Below are 19,894 nucleotides of genomic sequence, written 5' to 3'. Positions count from 1 at the left end.
ATCGTTCGCATATCTGCTTTGTATTGGTTCAATCACTCGCCGACGCTTGCTTCACCCGGAGGACCGGCTTCTTCCAGTTCAAGCGCCACCCGTATCCGTTCCGGCTCACTCTGCGTCAACGTCACTCCGGAAGGCAATTCAACCCGGTACCCCACCTCGTGCTCCCCAACGGGCAACTCTCCCACCGGGGAGACTATCACCCGCACCTGATCCTCAAGCCCGGGGTCGCGGGCCAGGGATACCGGAACGGAGAGCGTCAGGCGGATCGAGGTCGGCTCAAGCGTCATGACCATGCCCGAGGGCCGCGTGGCCTGAATATCTCGGTCCAGGGACACTTCGGTCCGCTTCTCACGAAAATCAAGTTGCACCACCACCCGGCTGGGACTGGCCTCTACTTCCGGAGGCAAGACCAACCCAACGGTCGTTTCCACCAGCCCGGGGCGGTCACCCTCCACCTTGACGGGCTGGGTTTCCACCTCCTCCACGGGCTCCACCATCACCAACGGCCCCCGGAGCACCACTCCCGGCGGCGTCACAGCGGATCGGCGCAATTCGAAGTCCTCGTCCAGGTCGACGACGACGTTCTTGTTCACGGGAATGGTTTTGGTCATCAGCCGGTCCACGAGCAGTTCAACCCGGGACGGCATGATTTCCACCACTTCAATGGCCCGGGACAGATTCAGGTTCCGGGTTTCGAAGTCAATTTGGTTCAAACCGACCTGCAATTCCGCAAGGTCCAAGGGGTAGAAAGCATTACGCATGTCAATGGTCCGGACCATGGGGCGCGGCCCGCGGACCCGGACCTCGATCCGATTGACCATGCCCTGCCGCACGATGTATCCCTGCGGCATATTGACCATTTCCACGGGCACCTGAATCCAGGAGTCCACCTTCTCCCGCCCGGAAACGAGATACCAGGAGAACACGGCCAGGGCGAAGGCCAAGGCCAGATATTGCCAATTGGCGCGTGGTATCATGATTGCTCCAGAACTTCGCGCAGCATGTCCTTGAGTTGGGCTTCACTCAGGTCTTCGGTCAACCGTCCGCCCTGAGCAATGGAGATGATGCCGCGCTCCTCGGAGACCACCAAGGCCACGGCGTCGGTTTCCTCGCTGACCCCGATGGCGGCCCGGTGCCGGGTCCCCAGCTTCGCGGAGTGATCCACGCCGGAGGACAACGGAAGAATGCAGCCCGCGGCCTCAATCCGCCCCCCCCGGACGACCACCGCTCCGTCATGCAGGGGAGTGTTCGGGTAAAAAATGGTCACCAGCAATTCACGAGTCAGGTCGGCCTTGATTTCCACGCCACGGGCAATGATGTCCCCCAGGGGAACGCCGCGTTCAAGGACGATCAAGGCCCCGATGCGGGACTTGGCCATGTTCAGGGCCGCGAAGACGACTTCGTTCACCAGCTGGTCCGAAACCTTGCGTCGCCGCCACAAGCTCCCGGCCCCCAACTCGGACAGGGCTTTTCGGATGTCCTGCTGAAAAAAAATGATGATCACCAGGAAAAGCGAGCCGAGAAAATTGGCCAGCAACCAGTTCAGGGTGAACAAGCCGAACTCGTCGGACAGGTAGAAGATAACCAGGATCAGGACCAGGCCGTAGATCACTGAAACGGCCCGCGTTCCCTTGACCAGCAGAATCAGTCGGTAAAAGGCGAAAGTTACCAGACCGATGTCCACCATGTCCCGAATGCTTATCGGAATGTTGATCGGCATCTCTAGCATGTCGGCCCTCCCCGGACGCGCAGGGCCTTTTCAACCCGCAATGTTCGCGCCGTGGCCCGCACGTCGTGCATCCGATGGATCAACACGCCCCGAGCCGCGAGCAAGGCCGCGGCCACCTGGGTGACCGTCCCCCGCTCTTCCAGTTCCAGACCCAAAAGGTCCTTCCAGAGCGACTTGTTGGAAACGCCCACCAGAATCGGACGGCCCAATTCCTGAAACACCTCGATGTTGCGCAGCAATTCCAGGTTGTGCTCCAGCCGCTTGCCGAAGCCGATGCCGGGATCGAGAACCACATGTTCTTCCGGCAGCCCGGAACGCGCCAAGGCGTCCAACCGTTGCTCGAAAAACCGACGCACCGCGTCCACGACGTCGTCGTACCGCGGATCATGCTGCATACTTTCCGGATTGCCCTGGGCGTGCATCAATACATAGCCGGGCTTGAACTGAGCCAGTACGTCCAAAAGCCCCGGATCGAACCGACACCCGGAGACGTCGTTGACAATGGCCGCCCCGGCCTGAAGGCACCGGGCCGCCACCGTGGATTTGGTCGTGTCGATGGATAGTACCGGAGAAGCGACGGAAGGTTCGGCCTCCGGACACGTCGTCGCCGACGACAACCCGCGAACCACGGGCAGCACTCGTTCCAACTCCTGCTGAACGCTCACGGGACGAGAGCCGGGGCGAGTGGACTCTCCGCCCACGTCCAGGATCAGCGCGCCTTGAGAGGCCAGCAACAGACCATGACGAAGAGCGGCGTCGGGCTCGTCATGCCGCCCTCCGTCATAAAACGAGTCCGGGGTGCAGTTCACCACCCCCATGATCACCGGATCGGCTAGATCGATCCAACGACCATCCTTGATTCGCCAGGAAGAAACGGGCCGCATCCGAAATGTCGTGACCAAGTCAAGACCGATTGGTTTTGTCCGGTTCTTCCAGGGCGAACTCGTCCGCGTCGTCTGTGTCGTCCGCGCCGTCCTTGTCTTCAGAACGTCCGTCGGTGGCGTCGGAAGACTCGGAAGGCTTGGCGGACTGCTCGAAGTCGGCTCTCTCAGCTTCCGCCTCTTTTTCGCCCCCGCCTTTGTCGTCGCCGAATCCAGTCCCGGATGCCGCTTCAGGCATCGTTTCAGCTTCCTTCCGGACCGGCTTCGCGAGAGTCGGGCTCATGGGCGGTAGCGGCTCGCCCTTCATCAGCAGAGTAATGTCCGCGCCGGTTATGGTCTCCCGCTCCAGAAGCGCGCCGGCCACGGCGTGCAGAACATCGATATTTTTTTCTAGAAGCTGCTTGGCCTTGCCGTGTGCCCTCGTCACGAAGCCCTTGATTTCCCCGTCGATCACCTGAGCGGTTTGTTCGCTGTAATCCTTATGGTGAGCGATCTCCCGGCCCAGAAAGACATGGTCGTTGTTTTCCCCCAGGGAAAGCGGCCCCAGGGTGTCGCTCATGCCCCACTGGCAGACCATCTTCCGGGCCATTTTCGTGGCCCGTTCAATGTCGTTGCCCGCTCCGGTGGTCAGTTGATCGAAGATGATCTCCTCGGCAACTCGACCAGCCATCAGCACGGCCAGGGTCTTTTCCAAATAGGATCGGCTGTAGTTGTGCCGGTCGTCGTCCGGAAGCTGCATGGTCACGCCCAGGGCCATGCCTCGGGGAATGATGGACACCTTGTGCACCGGGTCCGTGCCGGGAAGCAGACGGGCCACCAGGGCGTGACCGGCCTCGTGATAGGCCGTGGTTTTCTTTTCGTCGTCGCTGAGGATCATGCTCCGCCGCTCCTTGCCCATGAGCAGCTTGTCCTTGGCTTCCTCAAAGTCCCGCATGTCCAGCTGTTCCTTGCCTTTTCGGGCCGCGTGCAGAGCCGCCTCGTTGACCAGGTTTTCCAGGTCAGCTCCGGACATGCCCGGAGTGCCCTTGGCCAGGGATTCCAAATCAACTCCCTTGGCCATGGGCGTGCGTTTGGCATGGACCTGCAGAATGCGCACCCGGCCGCGCAAATCAGGCGACGGGACCACCACTTGCCGGTCGAATCGACCCGGGCGCAGCAAGGCCGGGTCCAAAACATCCGGACGGTTTGTGGCCGCGATCAGGATCACGCCCTCGTTGGATTCGAACCCGTCCATTTCCACGAGCATCTGGTTCAGGGTCTGTTCCCGCTCGTCATGCCCGCCGCCCAGTCCAGCCCCTCGCTGCCGTCCCACGGCGTCGATCTCGTCGATGAAAATCAAACAGGGCGCGTTCTTCTTGCCCTGGGTGAACAGATCCCGGACCCGGGCCGCGCCCACGCCCACGAACATCTCCACAAAGTCCGAGCCGGAGATGGAGAAAAACGGCACCCCGGCCTCGCCGGCCACGGCCCGGGCCAGGAGGGTCTTTCCGGTTCCCGGCGAACCGACCAGCAGGACGCCCTTGGGAATCCGCCCGCCCAGGCGGGTGAATTTCTTGGGCTCGCGTAAAAACTCCACCACCTCCATCAGCTCTTCCTTGGCCTCGTCCACCCCGGCTACGTCCTCGAAGGTGACTTTGGTGGATTCCTCGCTGAGCATCTTGGCCCGGGACCGTCCGAAAGACATGGCCCGCCCACCGCCGGACTGCATCTGGCGCATGAAAAAGATCCAGACGCCGATTAGCAGCAGCATCGGAAACCAGGAGATGAGCACCGTGAAGTACCACGGCGACTGGTCCTCGGGCTCGGCCACCACGCGCACATTGTTGTCCAGAAGCGTCTGCACCAGGTTCGGATCGTTGGGATTGAACGAAACAAAACGCTGTTCGTTAAGCAGAACGCCCTGGATGCGCTGTCCCTGGACCTTGACCTCGGTGATTTCACCGGCGCGCACACGGGTCAACAACTCGCTGTAGCTCAGCCTCTGCTCCGGCGCCGGCGGCTGGCTGAACATATTGAACAGAACCACCATGACCACGGATATGGTGGCCCAGAGCAGCAGGTTCTTAGAAAAATTATTCAATGAAAATTCCTCCGGTATCAGTTTGTCACGTCAACATAATCGAAATCGAAATCGGGATCGAAATCGAGCGTCATTTCAAAAAGGATTGCGGAACTGGCCAGATAAAGCACACTACGATTCCACGCCTAATCCGAGGTTCAGAAACGAATTCACTCCGAGTTTTTCTCATCCCGCGCTTGCGGATCAAGAACGAAATGGATACAAGTCACCGCTGTTCGCCAAGCAGCAAGCCCAATCAAGTACTGCGTAAGCATTGAGCACGAATTGAGGAAGCGTTTCGTCACCGGTGTGGCGCCTGGACTTCAAATCCAGTGGACGGTCGAGAGGTCGTCGGTAGGTTCGACTCCTATACGCTTCCGCCATTTTCCCCTCACTCCGGCTCTTCCCGCGTTCACCTCGCCGCACCAGCACTCGAACAGTCTCTACGTCATTCGCACCAAAAGCTTCTCTGTGTAGCCCCTCAGTCACCGATCACACCGATGGGCGCACGGCCTCCAGCCACGTTCGGAGATCGGCGACTTGCCCGCGCACCGGCCCTTCCCCCGTGCCCCCCGGCGCTGAGCGCCGGGCCACGGCCTGGTGGTAATCCAGCACCGTGAAGACGTCTTCCTCGATCAGCGGGGAAAATGACCGCAACGCTTCCAGAGACAGATCCTCCAGACCCAGCCTCCGCTCCTCGGCAAAGGCCACGGCCCGCCCGACGACATGGTGGGCGTCGCGAAAGGCCAAGCCCTTGCCCGCCAAATAGTCGGCCAGTTCCGTGGCATTAAGAAAACCCTTGCGCAGCAGGGCCAACATCCGCTCGGGGACGAACTCCATTTCGGCCATCATCGCGGCCATCAGCCGCAATGAGGACGACACGGTCGTGTCCGCGTCGAAAAACGGCTCCTTGTCTTCCTGCATGTCTCGATTGTACGTCAGCGGCAGGCCCTTGACCAGAGTCAACAAGGCCGTCAGATCGCCGTAGACCCGCCCGGTCTTGCCGCGCATCAGCTCGGCCACGTCCGGGTTCTTTTTCTGAGGCATGATGCTTGATCCCGTGGCAAACGCGTCTGGCAGCCGCACGAATCCGAAGGCCGGGTTAGCCCAAAGGATCAACTCCTCACAGAGCCGAGACAAGTGGGCCATGATCACGCAGGCGCAGAATACGGACTCCATGACAAAGTCCCGGTCCGCCACAGCGTCCATGCTGTTGGTGAAAATTTTGGAAAACCCCACTTCCCGGGCGACCATTTCCGGGTCAATGGGATAGGTGGTCCCGGCCAGAGCCGCGGCACCCAAGGGGCTGACCCGGACCCGCTGGCGGGCGTCGGCGACCCGGTCGAAATCCCGGCGACACATCCAGGCGTAGGCCAGGAGATGCTGGGCCAGACTGACCGGCTGGGCCGGCTGCAAATGGGTGCAGCCGGGCAGCAGGGTCCGGACGTGCTCTTCGGCCCGGCGGACCAGCACAGCGATCAGCTCATGCAGAGCACCCTGCCATTGCTCCAGAGCCTCGTCCACATGCAGCCGGAAGTCCAGGGCCACCTGGTCGTTGCGGCTGCGTCCGGTGTGCAGCCGCTTGCCGGCTTCGCCGATCAGCTCGGTCAACCGGGCTTCAATATTCATGTGCACGTCTTCCAGTTCGTCTTTCCAAACGAACGTCCCGGCCGCGACCTCGGCTTCGACCCGCCGCAACCCGTCCAGAATGGCGTCCACGTCCTCGGCTCGCAAAACACCCTGCTTGCCCAGCATCCGGGCATGGGCCATGGAACCCCGGATGTCCTGCAAGGCCAAGCGGCGATCCGCCCCGACCGAAGCCGTATACTGCTCCACGAGCCGGTTCGTGGCTGCCTCGAACCGTCCGCCCCAGAGTTTGCCTGTGGATTCTTTCCCGGACATTACTGGTTCCAGGCCCGCAGTCGCAGGGCGTTCAACCGGATGAACCCGGCCGCGTCGGCCTGGTCGTAAACCATGTCTTGCTCGAAGGTGGCCAGTTCAGGATTGTACAGGGAAACGTCAGACTTGCGACCCAGTACAGAGACCGCTCCTTTATACAGTTTCAGCCGCACAGTGCCTCGGACCCGTTCCTGGGTCTTGTCGATGAAGGCCTGCAGGGCCTCCCGCTCCGGAGCGAACCAGAAACCGTTGTAGACCATGGCCGCGTATTGCGGGATCAACTGATCGCGCAGGCGCATGGTTTCGCGGTCCATGGTCAGGCCCTCCAGGTCGCGGTGAGCGGTCTGCAAGACCGTTCCGCCCGGTGTTTCGTAGACTCCGCGGGACTTCATGCCCACAAAACGGCTTTCCACCATGTCCAGACGACCGATGCCGTGCCGCCCGCCCAGAACGTTCAGCTCGGCCATGATCGTTGCCGGACTCATGGACTGACCGTTAAGAGCCACGGGATTCCCGGCCTCGAATTCGATGGTCGCGATCTCCGGCTGGTCCGGGGCCTGCTCCGGCGGCACGCACATCAGGTAGGTGTGTGGTCCGGGCTCGGCCCAGGGGTCTTCCAGCTCTCCGCCTTCAAAGGAGAGGTGCAGAAGATTTCCGTCACAGGAATAGGGCTTGTCCTTGGTCACGGTCACGGGAATGCCGTGCTTTTTGGCGTATTCGACGCAGTCCGTGCGCGAACGCAGATCCCACTCCCGCCAGGGAGCGATGGTTTTCAAGGTTTTGTCCAGGGCCGCGGCGGTCAGTTCGAACCGGACCTGGTCGTTGCCTTTGCCCGTGGCCCCGTGAGCAATGGCCTGAGCCCCCTCGGCCCGGGCGATCTCCACCATCCGCTTGGCGATCAGGGGCCGGGCGATGGAGGTTCCCAGCAGATAGCGGCCCTCGTACACCGCGTTGGCCCGCATCATCGGGAATATATAGTCCCTGGCGAACTCCTCGCGCAAATCCTCGACATAAGCCTTGGTCGCGCCGGTATCCAGGGCCCGGCGCTCCACGCCGGAAAGGTCCTCTCCCTGGCCCAGATCCGCGGTAAAGGCGATCACCTCGCAGGAATAGGTTTCCTTGATCCACTTCAGAATCACCGACGTATCCAGACCGCCGGAGTAGGCCAATACGACCTTTTCAATTTTTTGATTCATTGCCGAGCACCCGTCCTGTTCAAGTGGATTTCGTTAATTCTGTTCCTCAAAAACCCATTCCAGCAAGGCCTTCTGCATATGCAGCCGATTCTCGGCCTGGTCCCAGACCACGGAGGCCTCGCCTTCCATGACCTCGTCGGTAATCTCCTCCCCGCGCTTGGCCGGCAGGCAGTGCAGGACCTTGCAGTCCGGCCGGGCCAAGGCCAGAAGCCGGGAGTTGACCTGGAAGGGCGCGAAAATCTCCCGCCGTTCCTCCGCCGAGTCCTCTTGGCCCATGGAAGCCCAGACGTCGGTGTTGACGTAGTGGGCCTCGCTCACGGCCTCCCTGGGATCGTTGGTCACCACCACGTTGGCCCCGTTCTCCCGGGCCTGCTGCAAAACCTCCGGATTCGGCTCATATCCCTGAGGCACGGCCAAATGCAGGGCAAAGGGAAAATGCATGGCCGCATGCAGCCAGGAATTGGCCATGTTGTTCCCATCGCCCACCCAGGCGATCTTCAGGCTCGGGATGTCCGGCGTCTGCTCGAAAACAGTCAGCATGTCGCTCATCACCTGACAGGGATGATGCAGGTCGGTCAGGGCGTTGATCACCGGGATCCCGCCCGCCGAAGCCAGCTCTTCGAGCACTTCCTGGGCAAATGTCCGCACCACCACGCCCTGGACGTAGCGTCCGAAAACCCGGGCCGTGTCCCGCAACGGTTCGTTCCGACCGAGCTGGGACTCCTTGTTGGTCATGAACAGCACGTCGCCGCCCAGGGCCCGGATGGCCACTTCAAAGGAAATCCGCGTCCGGGTTGAGGCCTTTTCGAACAGCAGGATCAACGTCTTGCCGTCGAGCAGGGACGAACGCCAATTGGAGGCCTTGATCTCCTTGGCCCTGGTCAACATGTTCCAGGCCTCGGAACGTTTCAAATCGGTTATCTGCAAAAAATGTCGAGCCATAACGCCCTCACGCGCCCCCTCAAACACTCACGGGGGGGATTCAAGATGAACAAACTCCACGACCCGATCCGCGTCACGAACACGCACCACGAACACGTATCGCAAGCAACTCTTGCGGAAAGAAAAATGATGAACATAGCCTGGGGGATTGTCGGTGTAAAGAACCAAAAACCGCGCCTCCTGAACGGAGAAGACGCGGTGTGATTGCTCGGCAAATCGACACGAAAAAAGTCGCCTCGATTGTCCATAAGACAAGGAAGTCCTTAACTGAGTGTTGAAAAAGTCCTTATCCGGCAGTCCGTTCAAAAACCCCAAGTGCAAGGAGCAAAAAAAAGTTCAAGGTCGAAGAGTATTTATTCATACGTGAGAGTTTGAACTTTTTGCAGCGACGCAGCAATTGGGAGTTTTTCAACGGACTGTTAAAAGCAAAACTCCCCATTCTCATAGATCACCCGAGTCTTTCCCGATCGCAGCCGGGCCGTGACGACCTTGGGGTGGGTGTTGACCAGATCCCAGTGCAGGGCGGATTCGTTGAATCCGAGGCCGCGCTTGCGGCGCTTGTCCAGGTCCGCGACGTTGCCGGAAAAGGACTCCACGTAGGACGATCCCAGGGCCAAATGGCAGTTACCGTGTTCGCCGCCGTAGTTCTCGTCGAACAAGGTATTGGCCATGAAGGCGTTGATGCGGGAGAAACGCTTGTCGGTCAGGGAAAACTCGCCGACCTGGGCCGCTCCGGCGTCCATGGCCACCTGGGAACGCAGGAATGCCTCGCCCTGTTCGGCCTGGGCGGACGTCACCCTTCCACCCGTGAACTCCAAACGCACTCCGGAAACCAGGTTGCCGTTGCGGTAAGACGGTTGATCGGCGACGTACACGCCGCGAACCCCTCGCCAGTCCGGAGAAAGAAAAATCTCGAAACTGGGGATATTGTGGCCGGACAGGCCCACCCATTTGCGTTGTTCGCCGATGGAGATCTCCAGATCCATGCCTTCGGATTCCACCCGGAGCGTCTTCGGGTTCATTTTGTTCAGCCAGCGCTTGATCCGGCTGACCGCGTCGAAAACTTCCCGCCAACTGCCCACGGCATCGTCGGCGTCCAGGTAACAAGCGTTCGCGATTTGCCGGGAGTAGGCGTCCAGGTCCATGCCCGCGGCCTGGGCCATCTCCTGGGTGGGCAGCATGGCCAGGGTCCAGCCGAACAGACCCCGCTGTTCCCGGGCGTCCAGGATGTCCCGAAGCGGCCTGCGGGCCAGGGTGGCCAGGCTGATCCGTTCCGGACGAACGTCGCGTAGGTGGGTCAAAGACTCCGGTGCACGCAGGTGGATCGCGCCGTGCAAGGCTCCCAACAACTCCTTGGTCCCCGGAGGGTGAAACGTGAGCTGTTTGTCCTCACCCAGGGCGTAGAAATCGTGCTCCATGCGCACCGTGGGATTCCAGCGCACCACGGGTTGCAGCGAGCGACCCAGCAGCAGCGCGTATATTTTCTCGGCCAGGGCCGAAGCCGCGGGATCGGATTGCAGCAGGACGACATTGCCCTTGCGCAGCTTTCGCCTCCTGGCCGTGTCCAGAGCCCAGATCATGACCTGGGCATAGGCGTCCAGGTGTTTTTCCGTCAACATTCTGCGATGATCTCCTTGTTTTTCGTTCATGAACCGTAACAATCGGGAATGGATAGGGCGTCATCGCCGATTTTGCAAGCGACGCCCTGGAGGCTCGGGCGACAAGATTGACGATCCCGGAAAAACAGGCCAACAAGTTCCCTTTCCCCCAACCCACCAATCAGCAAGGAGGACGTCCATGGCCGCCAGCCACCCGGAAACCCTTTTCCCTTCGGCACAAAACGACGTCGCAAGGGCCCAACAGCAGCCTTCCACGCCACAGACCGAATCCGCGGCCTATCGCTTGGCCTTTCTGGACAAAGATTTTATTCTCCAGGATGAACTGCGCCCGGTTCGCCTCCAGTTGGAACTGCTCAAGCCCGAAATGCTGATGCGGGATAATCGGATCGAGTCCACGGTGGTGGTTTTCGGCAGCGCCAGGCTGCTGGACGCCGAAACCGCCCAGTCCCGGCTGGACGAGGCCTTGGCCGCCGTCGGGAACCAGCCCGACGGCCCCGAAGACAAAGGCGCAACGGCCCGACTCCAGGCCGCCAAAAGCGCGCTGGAGCACAGCCGCTATTACGAGGAAGCCCGCAAGCTTTCCCGGATCATATCGGAAAACTGCCAGTGCGAGGAGAAAAAAACCCATGTGGTGATCACCGGCGGCGGTCCGGGAATCATGGAGGCGGCCAACCGCGGGGCGGCGGAAGTCCAGGCCAAAAGTATCGGCCTGAACATCGTCCTGCCTCATGAGCAGGCCCCCAACCCCTATATTACGCCGGAACTCAGCTTCCAGTTTCACTATTTCGCCATCCGCAAAATGCACTTTCTGATCCGGGCCAGGGCCCTGGTGATTTTCCCCGGCGGATTCGGCACCCTGGACGAGCTGTTCGACGCCCTGACCCTGATCCAGACCGGAAAGATCGCCCCCATGCCGGTTTTGCTCTTCGGCTCCCAATTCTGGAACAAGGTCATCAACTTCGGGGCTCTGGTGGAAGCCGGGACCGTTTCGCCCCGGGACCTGGAGCTGTTCGAGTTCGTGGAAACCGCCGATGAGGCCTGGGACCGGATCGCGGCTTTCGACAATCTGGAACGCAAGCGCTGAGCCCGGAGGAAAAGTCGTTCGCTTTGTTCACTCGCCGCCCAGCCCCAGCATCGCGACGGCTTGGACGGGATCGATCCGGAAGGGCGAACCGATGCCCTGAAAAAAGCCATGTCGCTCGATCAGGTGCAGGGCCAAAGGGGTGATGACGAGCGATTCCGCCCCTTGCTCGCGGACCACCCGGACCTGATGCTTGGGAAAGGTACCCTCGCCTGGAAACGGCGAAGGAATCCGCCCCCGGCACTCCAGGCACTCCGCGACACTTCCCGGGCCCACCGGTACCGGATCCCCACCGGCCTTCACCGCCCGTTCGTAAACCTCTCGCAGCTCTTCAACCAGCTGCTTCCTGCTCACTCCCAAGCCTTCCAGGGTTCGTGCGTCGTCGGCCAGGATATCCTCCCAGTCCCGGGCATCCTCGCCGAGAAAACCCAGGGCTGAAAAACGCGAAGGCCCGAGATGGGAGTACATTTCCGCTTCCAAAGGCGCCCGTCGCGGCATCTTCTTGCTCCTTGGTATCTGTTGAGGATATGTCGATCACGCCTTTCAAACAAACACGTCCGTTCATGCGGTCGTAGCGCAATCGTTTGTTCGGTGACAAGTTGTTTGTGAGCGGACAAAACCATGGACATCTTGAAAGGGATTATATATGGCAAACCGAATCGTCCACGGTGAACACGTGGTTTCCACTATTTTTTCCCTTGGTTTCTTGCAATGGCGGCGGCTTTGGGCTAGAGGCCGTCCAAGGAAGGTCGTTGATAGGGCTGTCAATCTGACAGTTTTTTTTCTCACCATCACCATTAAGTGCAAAAGGAGAAAGCGTTATGACAAAGGCGGATCTGGTAGCGAAAGTCGCCAACAAGGCGGGAATGACCAAGGCGAGCGCGGAGAGCGCCCTCAATGCCTTTATTGATTCCGTTGAGGAAATTCTTTCCGCCAACGGAAAGCTGACCTTGACCGGCTTCGGCACCTTTGAGGTTCAGCAGCGCCAGGAGCGCACCGGCCGCAATCCCCGGACCGGAGAAGAAATCAAGATTCCGGCCAGCAAGGTCGTCAAGTTTCGCCCCGGCAAACTGCTTAAGGACGCCGTCAACTAACTTTTGCACAGGAGAGAATGATGCTTCCCGGAGAAACCATTCAAAGTTTTCTGCCCCAGGACATCCCCTGGTGGATGCCCGACCACGCCATTTTCATGGGCGCCTTTTACTTGGCGCTGATCCTTATCGGCACGGGCGTGGGCGTCGTTGTCTTGAAATCCATCAAGGACACCCTCAACGATGACGGACACGGACACGGTCATTAGCCTGTCCATAAATTTTCCTTCAAACCGGACACCCTCTTCGGGAGGGTGTCCGGTTTTTTTTCATATCCACCTCCATTGAACCAGCCCAGAACCAGTTCCGGGCACCTCGGAAAAACCATGAGCACTGACGATAAAAAAATCATCTATTCCATGCACAGGGTCAGCAAGTATTACGACAAGAAACCGATCCTGAAGGATATTTCCCTTTCCTATTTTTACGGGGCGAAAATCGGCGTCCTGGGGATGAACGGCTCCGGAAAGAGCACGCTGCTGAAAATCCTGGCCGGAGTGGACCAGGATTTCCAGGGGTCAACATCCCTGGCCCCGGGGCATACCATCGGCTACCTGGAACAGGAACCACTGGCCAATGAACCACGCACGGTTCTGGAGGTCGTGGAGGAAGGCGCCGGGGAATCCGTCCGGTTGCTCAAGGAATTCGAGGAAATCAACGCCCAGTTCGCGGAACCCATGAGCGACGAGGCCATGGACGCCCTGCTGGCCCGACAGGCTTCGGTCCAGGAAAAGCTGGACGCCCTGAACGCCTGGGAACTGGAAAGCCGTCTGGAAATGGCCATGGACGCCCTGCGCTGCCCGCCCCCGGACATGCCGTTGAACCTCGTCTCCGGCGGTGAGCGTCGGCGGGTGGCCCTGTGCCGCCTGCTGCTCCAGCAGCCGGACATCCTGCTTCTGGATGAGCCCACCAACCACCTGGACGCCGAATCCGTGGCCTGGTTGGAGCATCACCTCCACCAGTACCCGGGGACGATCATCGCCGTAACCCACGATCGCTACTTCCTGGACAACGTGGCCGGCTGGATCCTGGAGTTGGACCGGGGCAAGGGCATCCCCTGGAAGGGCAACTACTCCTCCTGGCTGGACCAGAAGAAGGAACGTCTGCGCCAGGAAGAAAAAGCCGAGAGCGACCGCCAGAAGACCCTGCAGCGGGAACTGGAGTGGATCAGGATGTCTCCCCGGGCCCGGCACGCCAAAAGCAAGGCCCGGATCGGAGCCTATGAGCAACTCCTGTCCCAGGAATCCGAAAAGCAGGGCAAGGAGTTGGAAATCTTTATCCCGCCGGGCCCCCGTCTGGGTCAGAAGGTGATCGAGGCCCAGGACCTGTGCAAGGCCTACGGGGACCGGATGCTCCTGGCCAACGCCGACTTTCTGATTCCTCCCGGCGCCATCGTGGGGATCATCGGTCCCAACGGGGCCGGTAAGACCACCCTGTTCCGAATGATCTCCGGCCAGGAACAGCCGGACTCCGGCCGAATCGCCGTGGGCGAGACCGTGAAGCTGGCCTACGTGGACCAAAAGCGGGACGACTTGGAAGCGGACAAAACCGTCTTCGAGATGATCAGCGACGGCCACGACCTGATCCGCCTGGGCAATCGCGACGTCAACGCACGGGCCTACCTGGGCCGCTTCAACATCACCGGCGCGGATCAGCAAAAAAAGGTGGGCCTGCTCTCCGGCGGGGAGCGCAACCGGGTCCACCTGGCCCGCATGCTCAAGGAAGGGGCCAACGTCCTACTGCTGGACGAGCCCACCAACGACCTGGACGTGAACACCATGCGCGCCCTGGAAGACGCCCTGCTGAACTTCGCCGGAGCAGTCCTGGTGATCAGCCACGACCGCTGGTTCCTGGACCGCATCGCTACCCACATCATGGCCTTTGAGGGCGACAGCCAGGTGACCTTTTTCGACGGAAATTTCACCGAGTACGAGGAAGATCGCCGGCGACGCCTGGGCAAGGACGCCGACGTTCCCAAGCGGATCAAGTACCGCAAGTTCACCCGCGGCTGATCCTTTCGGCCATGGCCAAAAAGCGCACCCTTCGCAATCCGCTCAAGGCCATTCGGGCCAAGTGCCTGGAATGCTGCGGCGGCAGCCCCAAAGAGGTCCGCCTCTGCCCGGACGTGGCCTGCTTTCTGCATCCCTTCCGCTCCGGCACGAATCCCTTTCCCCGCCGCAAACCAAAGGCGAAAGCACTTCCCGCTGCTTCCGAGACGGCCCCCGCCCCTCGGAAGCAGCAGGAAGTGCAGCTCAGCCTGTTTCCGGACTGAAGCTTCTTTCCGCGTCGAGTCCAAAATACCCTGGGCCAATCCCAATCGAAATCGAAATCGGAAAATACCGTGCATCCCCCGTGATTACGCCACATAACGTCCGATTTCGATCACGATTTCGATTTCGATACCGATTCAGTGCCCTCATAAAGCATAAATGCTCTGGTTGACCATTCCTCTGCTGGCCGCGGCCCTGGATCTCTGGCTCAAGGATCCGCCGAACTGGCCGCATCCGGTACGGCTCATCGGATGGCTACTGGACCGCCTGGAGCGCCTGGCCCGGTCCTCTCCGCTCCCTCCGCGCCTGACTGGACTGCTTTGCGTTCTGGGCCTGGCCTTGGGCGTGGGACTCACGATCCAGTTGATCGTCTCCCTGCCCATTCTCGGCTGGTTGTCGGCCCTGTATTTCAGCTTCGCCGGACTGGCCCTGGGCGGACTGCTCCAGGAAGGACGCCGAGTCGCCCGATTGCTCCAGGATCAGGATATCGAAGCCGCCAGGGCGGCTCTTTCCGGGCTGGTCAGCCGGGACGTGGAGCAACTGGACGAAAACGGCATCCGCCGGGCCTTGGCCGAAACAATTAGCGAAAACCTTAACGATGGCTTCACGGCCCCGTTTTTCTACCTGGTCTGCTTCGGCCCCGCCGGACTGTGGGCCTACAAGACCGTGAGCACAATGGATTCCATGTGGGGGTACAAGACGCCGCGCTGGCGGGAATTGGGCTGGGCCGCGGCCCGGGCCGACGACCTCCTGGCCTTTCTCCCGGCGCGGTTGACCGCCCTGGCCTTGACGACAGCGGCCCGCCTGCTGGGCCACCCCGCCGTTCGCCTACCCGAACTGCGCCACGCCGCGGGCCTGACCGAAAGCCCCAACGCGGGCTGGCCCATGGCCGCCGCAGCCCTGACCCTCCAGGCCGGAATGGGCGGCCCGACCCGCTACTTCGGCCAAGCCAAGGTCAAGCCCTGGCTCGGGCCGGAAGGCCAAACCTGGACGGACCAAAAGCTGAACGACCTATTCCGACTGACCCTGCTCGCCGGCCTGGGAGTCTGCGTCGGGCTGGTTCTGATGGCGCTGTTCATGATGCTTGCTTTTTCCGTGCTTTGAGCAACGTTCCATCTTTCACTTGACCCCTCGGACAAACGAGAGTATCCGCCAACCAAAGAAAGAGCGTGCATCGCGCCGCTCAGGCCAGTCCTAAGGCCAACTCTCTGTATTTCTTTAAGGAGGTCTTTTTTTTATGGAAGGTGTTGTAAAGTGGTTCAGCAAGCAGAAAGGCTACGGTTTCATCACTCCGGATGGTCAGGAAGACGGCAAGGACGTCTTCGTTCATTTCTCGGCCATTGAGGGCGGCGGGTTCAAGACGCTGCGGGAGGGAGCCAGGGTTTCCTTCGAGATCGTCGACGGCGACAAGGGCCTGCAAGCCTCGAACGTCCAGGAACTCGACTAAATTCACGCAACATATAGCAAAAAAGGCCGCTTTGCTCAGCGGCCTTTTTTGTTGGTTCGGCCCCACTTCAGCCATGTCCCGTTCCGATATTTCCGACTTTTTGACGCCCCTGCAACGCCGCTTGATCAGCGTGGCCCTGGTGGTCCTGGCGCTGAACCTGATCGGCGCGTTCTTCTTCGGCGTCTTCCTGCTGCTCCAAGGCCTGGTGGTCTACTTTTCCGACGTGCTCTGGCCCCTGGCCGCGGCCGGGATCCTGGCCCTGCTGCTCAAGCCGCTGGTCCACTGGTTCCAGCGCATCCTGCATCTCGGACGCATCACGGCCATTCTCCTGCTCTACGGCATCGTCCTGCTGACCTTGGCTCTGCTGGGGGCCTTGATCCTGCCGGAAATCCTCTCCCAGGTTCGTTCCCTGATCGAACACCTTCCGGTCCTCGCCGAACAGCTGTCCCGTTTGATCGCCCGCCTGTTCCCAGACGCCGCGACCTGGGCCGAGGAGTCCCTGAATCCGGAAGTCCTCCGCGAACACCTGCAATCCTGGACTGAACACCTGCAAAAGATCATCCAGACCTCCCTGCCGGCCCTAAACACCCTGGGAGAATTCCTGGGCCGCACCTTCACCCTTGTCGCCGGAACGGCGATCATCCCGGTCTATCTGTTCTTCTTCCTGCTCACGGACAAGGACCCGTTGCGCGCTCTGGACGAACAACTGTCCTTCATCCCGCCCTGGCTGCGGGAGGACATCACGTTTCTGACCGGCGAGTTCGCCCGGATCATGGTCGCCTTTTTTCGGGGCCAGATCCTGATCGGGCTGATCATGGGCGTGCTCATGGCCGTCGGCTTTACCCTGGCCGGCCTGAAATTCGGGACCCTGCTGGGCATCGTCATCGGCCTGCTGAACATCATTCCCTACCTGGGCAGCCTCCTGGGCCTGCTCACGGTTCTGCCCCTGGCCTACCTGCAACAGGACGGCGGACTGTTCCTCCTGGCCCTGGTGCTGGCTATCTTCGTCGCGGTCCAACTCCTGGAAAGCTATCTGCTCACCCCACGGATCATGGCCCGGGGCACCGGGCTGCACCCGCTGATGATCATCATCGCCATTTTTTTCTGGGGCAAGGCCCTGGGCGGCATCCTGGGCATGGTCCTGGCCATCCCGCTGACCGCCTTTTTCGTGGTGGTCTGGCGACTGGTGCGCAAGAAATACCTCGCCGTCGCGACGAACCGGGACCAGTCGCCCTCTGAGGCCGAAACCGCGTCATGACCGAATCCCTCATCGAGCTGCTGCGCCACTACGGCATGTACGCCGCGCTGGTCAGCATCGGCCTGAACGTCCTGGCCACCATCAGCGGCGTCTTTCCCACATTCTTCATCACCGCGGCGAACATCGTCCTGTTCGGCTTCTGGACGGGCGCCTTTGTCTCGTTTCTGGGCGAGTCCCTGGGCGCGGTCACGGCCTTCCTGCTCTACCGGGCCGGATTTCGGTCCTCGGCCCAGACGGCCCTGAACCGCTACCCCAGAGCCAAGGCCCTGATCAACGCCCAAGGCCGGGAAGCCTTTCAGCTCATCTTCCTGCTCCGCCTGCTGCCCTTTGCCCCGGCCGTAGTCGCGACCCTGGGGGCGGCAGTGGGCAGGATTTCCCTGCCCCTCTTCGCCGCGGCCTCCACCCTGGGCAAAATCCCGGCACTGCTCATGGAAGCCTATGCCGTCTACGAAGTCACCCGGTTCCAGCTATCCGGCAAGATCATCCTGGTTGTCTTGGCCCTGTGGCTGGCTTATGATGTTTACAAGCGGTTTCAAGGGACGCATGTTTCTCCAAAAAACTAAGTAATCAAGGCTCAAAACGATTTCCAAGGAGAATGGCACGATGTTGCAAAGCTATGAGGCTGTATACGAAAAAAACTGTCTCCGATGGATTGATGAAAAGCCGGATATTGACCAAGCTCATGTCATTGTCACCATCCTACCGTCTTCCAAACACGTTTCCGCGCCGAGCTCGCGGCGTCCATCGCCTCGGATTGCCGGCAAAGGAAAAATCCTTGGCGACATCATGACCCCTTTGTCCGAAAATGACTGGGACGCATTGAAATGATCATCCTTGACACCCATATTTGGATAAAGTGGATACTTCTTGGAGAGAGCGGACTCCCCCCTGGAATTCTACATGCCATGACAACCCATGCTCGTCTTGCCGTATCTTCAATCTCCTGTTTTGAGATTTCCCTCCTCGTCAAACGAGGAAGGCTTGAACTGCCCTTGCCCACAGATGAGTGGATGAAAGAGGCTCTAACCAACTCCGGAATCGAGAATGTACCTGTAGACTGCTCAATTGCCAGAAAGTCCGTGATGTTGAGTGATATCCACAAAGATCCGGCGGATCGTCTGATCATTGCTACGGCGTTGTCCCTTAACGCAATGCTTGCCAGTCAGGACGCGTTTTTTCCAAGCTATCCTGAACTTGATGGTCGTTTGATCGTTTAGAACGATAATCCGTAGAGCAGTTTCTCAATGTAGTCAGCATCAACTGTATAATATGTCCTCAAACAACCCGAAACGCCCTCACTCAGGTGATCCATCCTTGCTTTTTCTCCGTCCACTCTTGATTTGCGCCCTGCTCCTCTTCACCGGGTGCGCCGAGACCGAACCGGTGTACGCACCGGGACCGCGGCCGGTGAAGACCATGGTCGTGGAGCCGCCACAGAGCCAAGTCGTGCGAAGCTTTTCCGGCATGGCCCGGGCCTCCCGGGACATGGCGCTCAGCTTTCAGGTCTCCGGCGTGCTGCGGGAACTGCCCGTCCAGATAGGCCAGCGGATCCGCGCCGGGGAGCTGATCGCCCGGCTGGACCCAAAGGATTTTGAGCTGAAGGTCATGGAACTGGAGGCCCAGACCGTCCAGGCCCGGGCGGCCTTCACACGGGCCAAGGCGGATTACGAACGATTTCAGACATTGTTCGAAGCGGACAGCGTCAGCAAAAGCGAACTGGATCAGGTCCGGGCCGAATTTGAGACGGCTCAGGCCCAACTGGCCGCGATGGGCAAAAGTCTGGAACTGGTCCGCCAACAGTTCTCCTACACCAGGTTGACCGCGCCCATGGCCGGGACCATCTCCGAAGTGCCGGTGGAGAACCATCAGACCGTTTCCTCCGGACAGCCCATCGTCGTCCTCAGCACCGACGACGATCTGGAGTTCGAAGTCGGCCTGCCGGATCAACTGATCCACCAGGTTCAACCAGGCGAACCGGCCCAGGTGATCTTCGACGTGCTTCCGAACCAACCCTACGATGCCACGGTCAGCGAGGTCGGGATCACTCCAGGACCGGTGAGCACCTTTCCGGTCAAGCTGCGTCTGGCCGAGCCCGCGCCGCAAGTCCGTCCCGGCATGATCGGCATGGCCCGGTTCACCTTTTCCCACGCAAACTCCCGGCCTTTCACCCTGGTTCCCGTGGAAGCCGTCTTCGGCCTGCCCTCCGGGGAACAGGCCGTCTGGCTGGTGGATCCCGAATCCGACACAAACTCCGGCACCAACTCCGGCACCGTCCACCGCCAACCCGTCATCGCGGGCCGCCTGCTCCCCGGGGGGCTGCAAATCCTGGACGGCCTGCTCGGCGGCGAAATCATCGTCATCCGCGGCGTCCACCGCCTGGAACAAGGCCAAAAAGTCCGCCTCCCCCAAAACGCCTCCTGAC

21 protein-coding genes and 1 tRNA gene are annotated in these 19,894 nt (G+C 60.5%); 13 read left to right on the top strand and 9 right to left on the bottom strand.

Features of this window, described 5'->3' with window-relative positions:
• Positions 1–32: 32 nt before the first annotated feature.
• The 4 genes from AC559A_RS12795 to ftsH are packed head-to-tail and all read right to left on the bottom strand — an operon-like array spanning position 33 to position 4,690.
• Positions 33–977 (bottom strand): CdaR family protein, encoded by a 945-nt coding sequence (locus AC559A_RS12795; protein WP_498818210.1) that lies wholly within the window; start codon positions 975–977, stop codon positions 33–35.
• Positions 974–1,729: a diadenylate cyclase CdaA gene (gene cdaA / locus AC559A_RS12790; RefSeq protein WP_028571378.1), complete on the bottom strand. Its 756-nt coding sequence runs from the start codon at positions 1,727–1,729 to the stop codon at positions 974–976. The genes AC559A_RS12795 and cdaA overlap by 4 nt, the downstream gene beginning before the upstream one ends.
• Positions 1,723–2,613, bottom strand: coding sequence for a dihydropteroate synthase (folP, locus tag AC559A_RS12785; protein WP_498818209.1), 891 nt, complete (start codon positions 2,611–2,613; stop codon positions 1,723–1,725). Before folP ends, cdaA begins: the two co-directional genes overlap by 7 nt.
• A 19-nt stretch (positions 2,614–2,632) precedes the next feature.
• On the bottom strand, positions 2,633–4,690 hold the full coding sequence (gene ftsH, locus AC559A_RS12780; RefSeq protein ID WP_084031845.1) for an ATP-dependent zinc metalloprotease FtsH: 2,058 nt from the start codon (positions 4,688–4,690) through the stop codon (positions 2,633–2,635).
• A 268-nt stretch (positions 4,691–4,958) separates the two neighbouring features.
• On the opposite strand from ftsH, the gene AC559A_RS12775 reads away from it, so the two are divergent.
• Positions 4,959–5,052 (top strand) — tRNA-Sec (locus AC559A_RS12775).
• Between the two features lie 109 nt (positions 5,053–5,161).
• Here the strand turns inward: AC559A_RS12775 and argH are convergent.
• The 4 genes from argH to AC559A_RS12755 form a co-directional block, all read right to left on the bottom strand.
• Positions 5,162–6,571, bottom strand: a complete 1,410-nt coding sequence (gene argH, locus AC559A_RS12770) for an argininosuccinate lyase (protein ID WP_498818208.1) — start codon at positions 6,569–6,571, stop codon at positions 5,162–5,164.
• The gene (locus tag AC559A_RS12765; RefSeq protein WP_498818207.1) at positions 6,571–7,764 is read right to left on the bottom strand and encodes an argininosuccinate synthase; all 1,194 of its coding nucleotides are present in this window, start codon (positions 7,762–7,764) and stop codon (positions 6,571–6,573) included. Before AC559A_RS12765 ends, argH begins: the two co-directional genes overlap by 1 nt.
• Before the next feature lie 33 nt (positions 7,765–7,797).
• Positions 7,798–8,706, bottom strand: coding sequence for an ornithine carbamoyltransferase (gene argF, locus AC559A_RS12760; RefSeq protein ID WP_028571374.1), 909 nt, complete (start codon positions 8,704–8,706; stop codon positions 7,798–7,800).
• Between the two features lie 419 nt (positions 8,707–9,125).
• A complete protein-coding gene (locus AC559A_RS12755) occupies positions 9,126–10,325 on the bottom strand; it encodes an aminopeptidase (RefSeq protein WP_498818206.1) in 1,200 nt (399 codons plus the stop codon).
• Positions 10,326–10,503: 178 nt separating this feature from the next.
• Between AC559A_RS12755 and AC559A_RS12750 the strand changes: the two genes are divergently transcribed.
• Positions 10,504–11,409: an LOG family protein gene (locus AC559A_RS12750; protein ID WP_028571372.1), complete on the top strand. Its 906-nt coding sequence runs from the start codon at positions 10,504–10,506 to the stop codon at positions 11,407–11,409.
• Between the two features lie 27 nt (positions 11,410–11,436).
• On the opposite strand, the gene AC559A_RS12745 is transcribed toward AC559A_RS12750, so the two are convergent.
• Complete coding sequence (locus tag AC559A_RS12745; RefSeq protein ID WP_498818205.1) at positions 11,437–11,904, bottom strand: hypothetical protein; 468 nt, start codon at positions 11,902–11,904, stop codon at positions 11,437–11,439.
• Between the two features lie 323 nt (positions 11,905–12,227).
• Here AC559A_RS12745 and AC559A_RS12740 point away from each other — a divergent pair, with 323 nt between their 5' ends.
• The 11 genes from AC559A_RS12740 to AC559A_RS12690 all read left to right on the top strand — a co-directional run bounded on the left by AC559A_RS12740 (position 12,228) and on the right by AC559A_RS12690 (position 19,893).
• Positions 12,228–12,500, top strand: coding sequence for an HU family DNA-binding protein (locus tag AC559A_RS12740; protein ID WP_028571370.1), 273 nt, complete (start codon positions 12,228–12,230; stop codon positions 12,498–12,500).
• Positions 12,501–12,517: 17 nt separating this feature from the next.
• A complete protein-coding gene (locus AC559A_RS12735) occupies positions 12,518–12,706 on the top strand; it encodes a hypothetical protein (protein ID WP_435050748.1) in 189 nt (62 codons plus the stop codon).
• Between the two features lie 117 nt (positions 12,707–12,823).
• Entirely contained in the window at positions 12,824–14,509 is a 1,686-nt protein-coding gene (gene ettA / locus AC559A_RS12730) for an energy-dependent translational throttle protein EttA (RefSeq protein WP_498818204.1), read from the top strand.
• An 11-nt stretch (positions 14,510–14,520) separates the two neighbouring features.
• Complete coding sequence (locus tag AC559A_RS12725; RefSeq protein ID WP_498818203.1) at positions 14,521–14,769, top strand: hypothetical protein; 249 nt, start codon at positions 14,521–14,523, stop codon at positions 14,767–14,769.
• Positions 14,770–14,926: 157 nt separating this feature from the next.
• A complete protein-coding gene (gene cbiB, locus AC559A_RS12720) occupies positions 14,927–15,871 on the top strand; it encodes an adenosylcobinamide-phosphate synthase CbiB (protein WP_498818202.1) in 945 nt (314 codons plus the stop codon).
• Positions 15,872–16,004: 133 nt separating this feature from the next.
• The gene (locus tag AC559A_RS12715) at positions 16,005–16,214 is read left to right on the top strand and encodes a cold-shock protein (RefSeq protein WP_028571366.1); all 210 of its coding nucleotides are present in this window, start codon (positions 16,005–16,007) and stop codon (positions 16,212–16,214) included.
• A gap of 73 nt (positions 16,215–16,287) precedes the next feature.
• The gene (locus tag AC559A_RS12710; RefSeq protein WP_498818201.1) at positions 16,288–17,472 is read left to right on the top strand and encodes an AI-2E family transporter; all 1,185 of its coding nucleotides are present in this window, start codon (positions 16,288–16,290) and stop codon (positions 17,470–17,472) included.
• Positions 17,469–18,035, top strand: coding sequence for a TVP38/TMEM64 family protein (locus AC559A_RS12705; RefSeq protein WP_498818200.1), 567 nt, complete (start codon positions 17,469–17,471; stop codon positions 18,033–18,035). Before AC559A_RS12710 ends, AC559A_RS12705 begins: the two co-directional genes overlap by 4 nt.
• Before the next feature lie 40 nt (positions 18,036–18,075).
• Positions 18,076–18,300, top strand: a complete 225-nt coding sequence (locus AC559A_RS12700; protein WP_498818199.1) for a hypothetical protein — start codon at positions 18,076–18,078, stop codon at positions 18,298–18,300.
• A complete protein-coding gene (locus AC559A_RS12695; protein WP_498818198.1) occupies positions 18,297–18,689 on the top strand; it encodes a type II toxin-antitoxin system VapC family toxin in 393 nt (130 codons plus the stop codon). The genes AC559A_RS12700 and AC559A_RS12695 overlap by 4 nt, the downstream gene beginning before the upstream one ends.
• Positions 18,690–18,786: 97 nt before the next feature.
• The gene (locus AC559A_RS12690; RefSeq protein ID WP_498818197.1) at positions 18,787–19,893 is read left to right on the top strand and encodes an efflux RND transporter periplasmic adaptor subunit; all 1,107 of its coding nucleotides are present in this window, start codon (positions 18,787–18,789) and stop codon (positions 19,891–19,893) included.
• The last annotated feature ends 1 nt before the right edge of the window (position 19,894 follow it).

Origin of the sequence: Desulfonatronum zhilinae (assembly GCF_900182865.1) — a bacterium.
Classification (GTDB): Bacteria; Desulfobacterota; Desulfovibrionia; order Desulfovibrionales; family Desulfonatronaceae; genus Desulfonatronum; species Desulfonatronum lacustre.
Note: the sequence above shows the minus strand (reverse complement) of the source record. Positions and strands in the feature narration are given on the sequence as shown.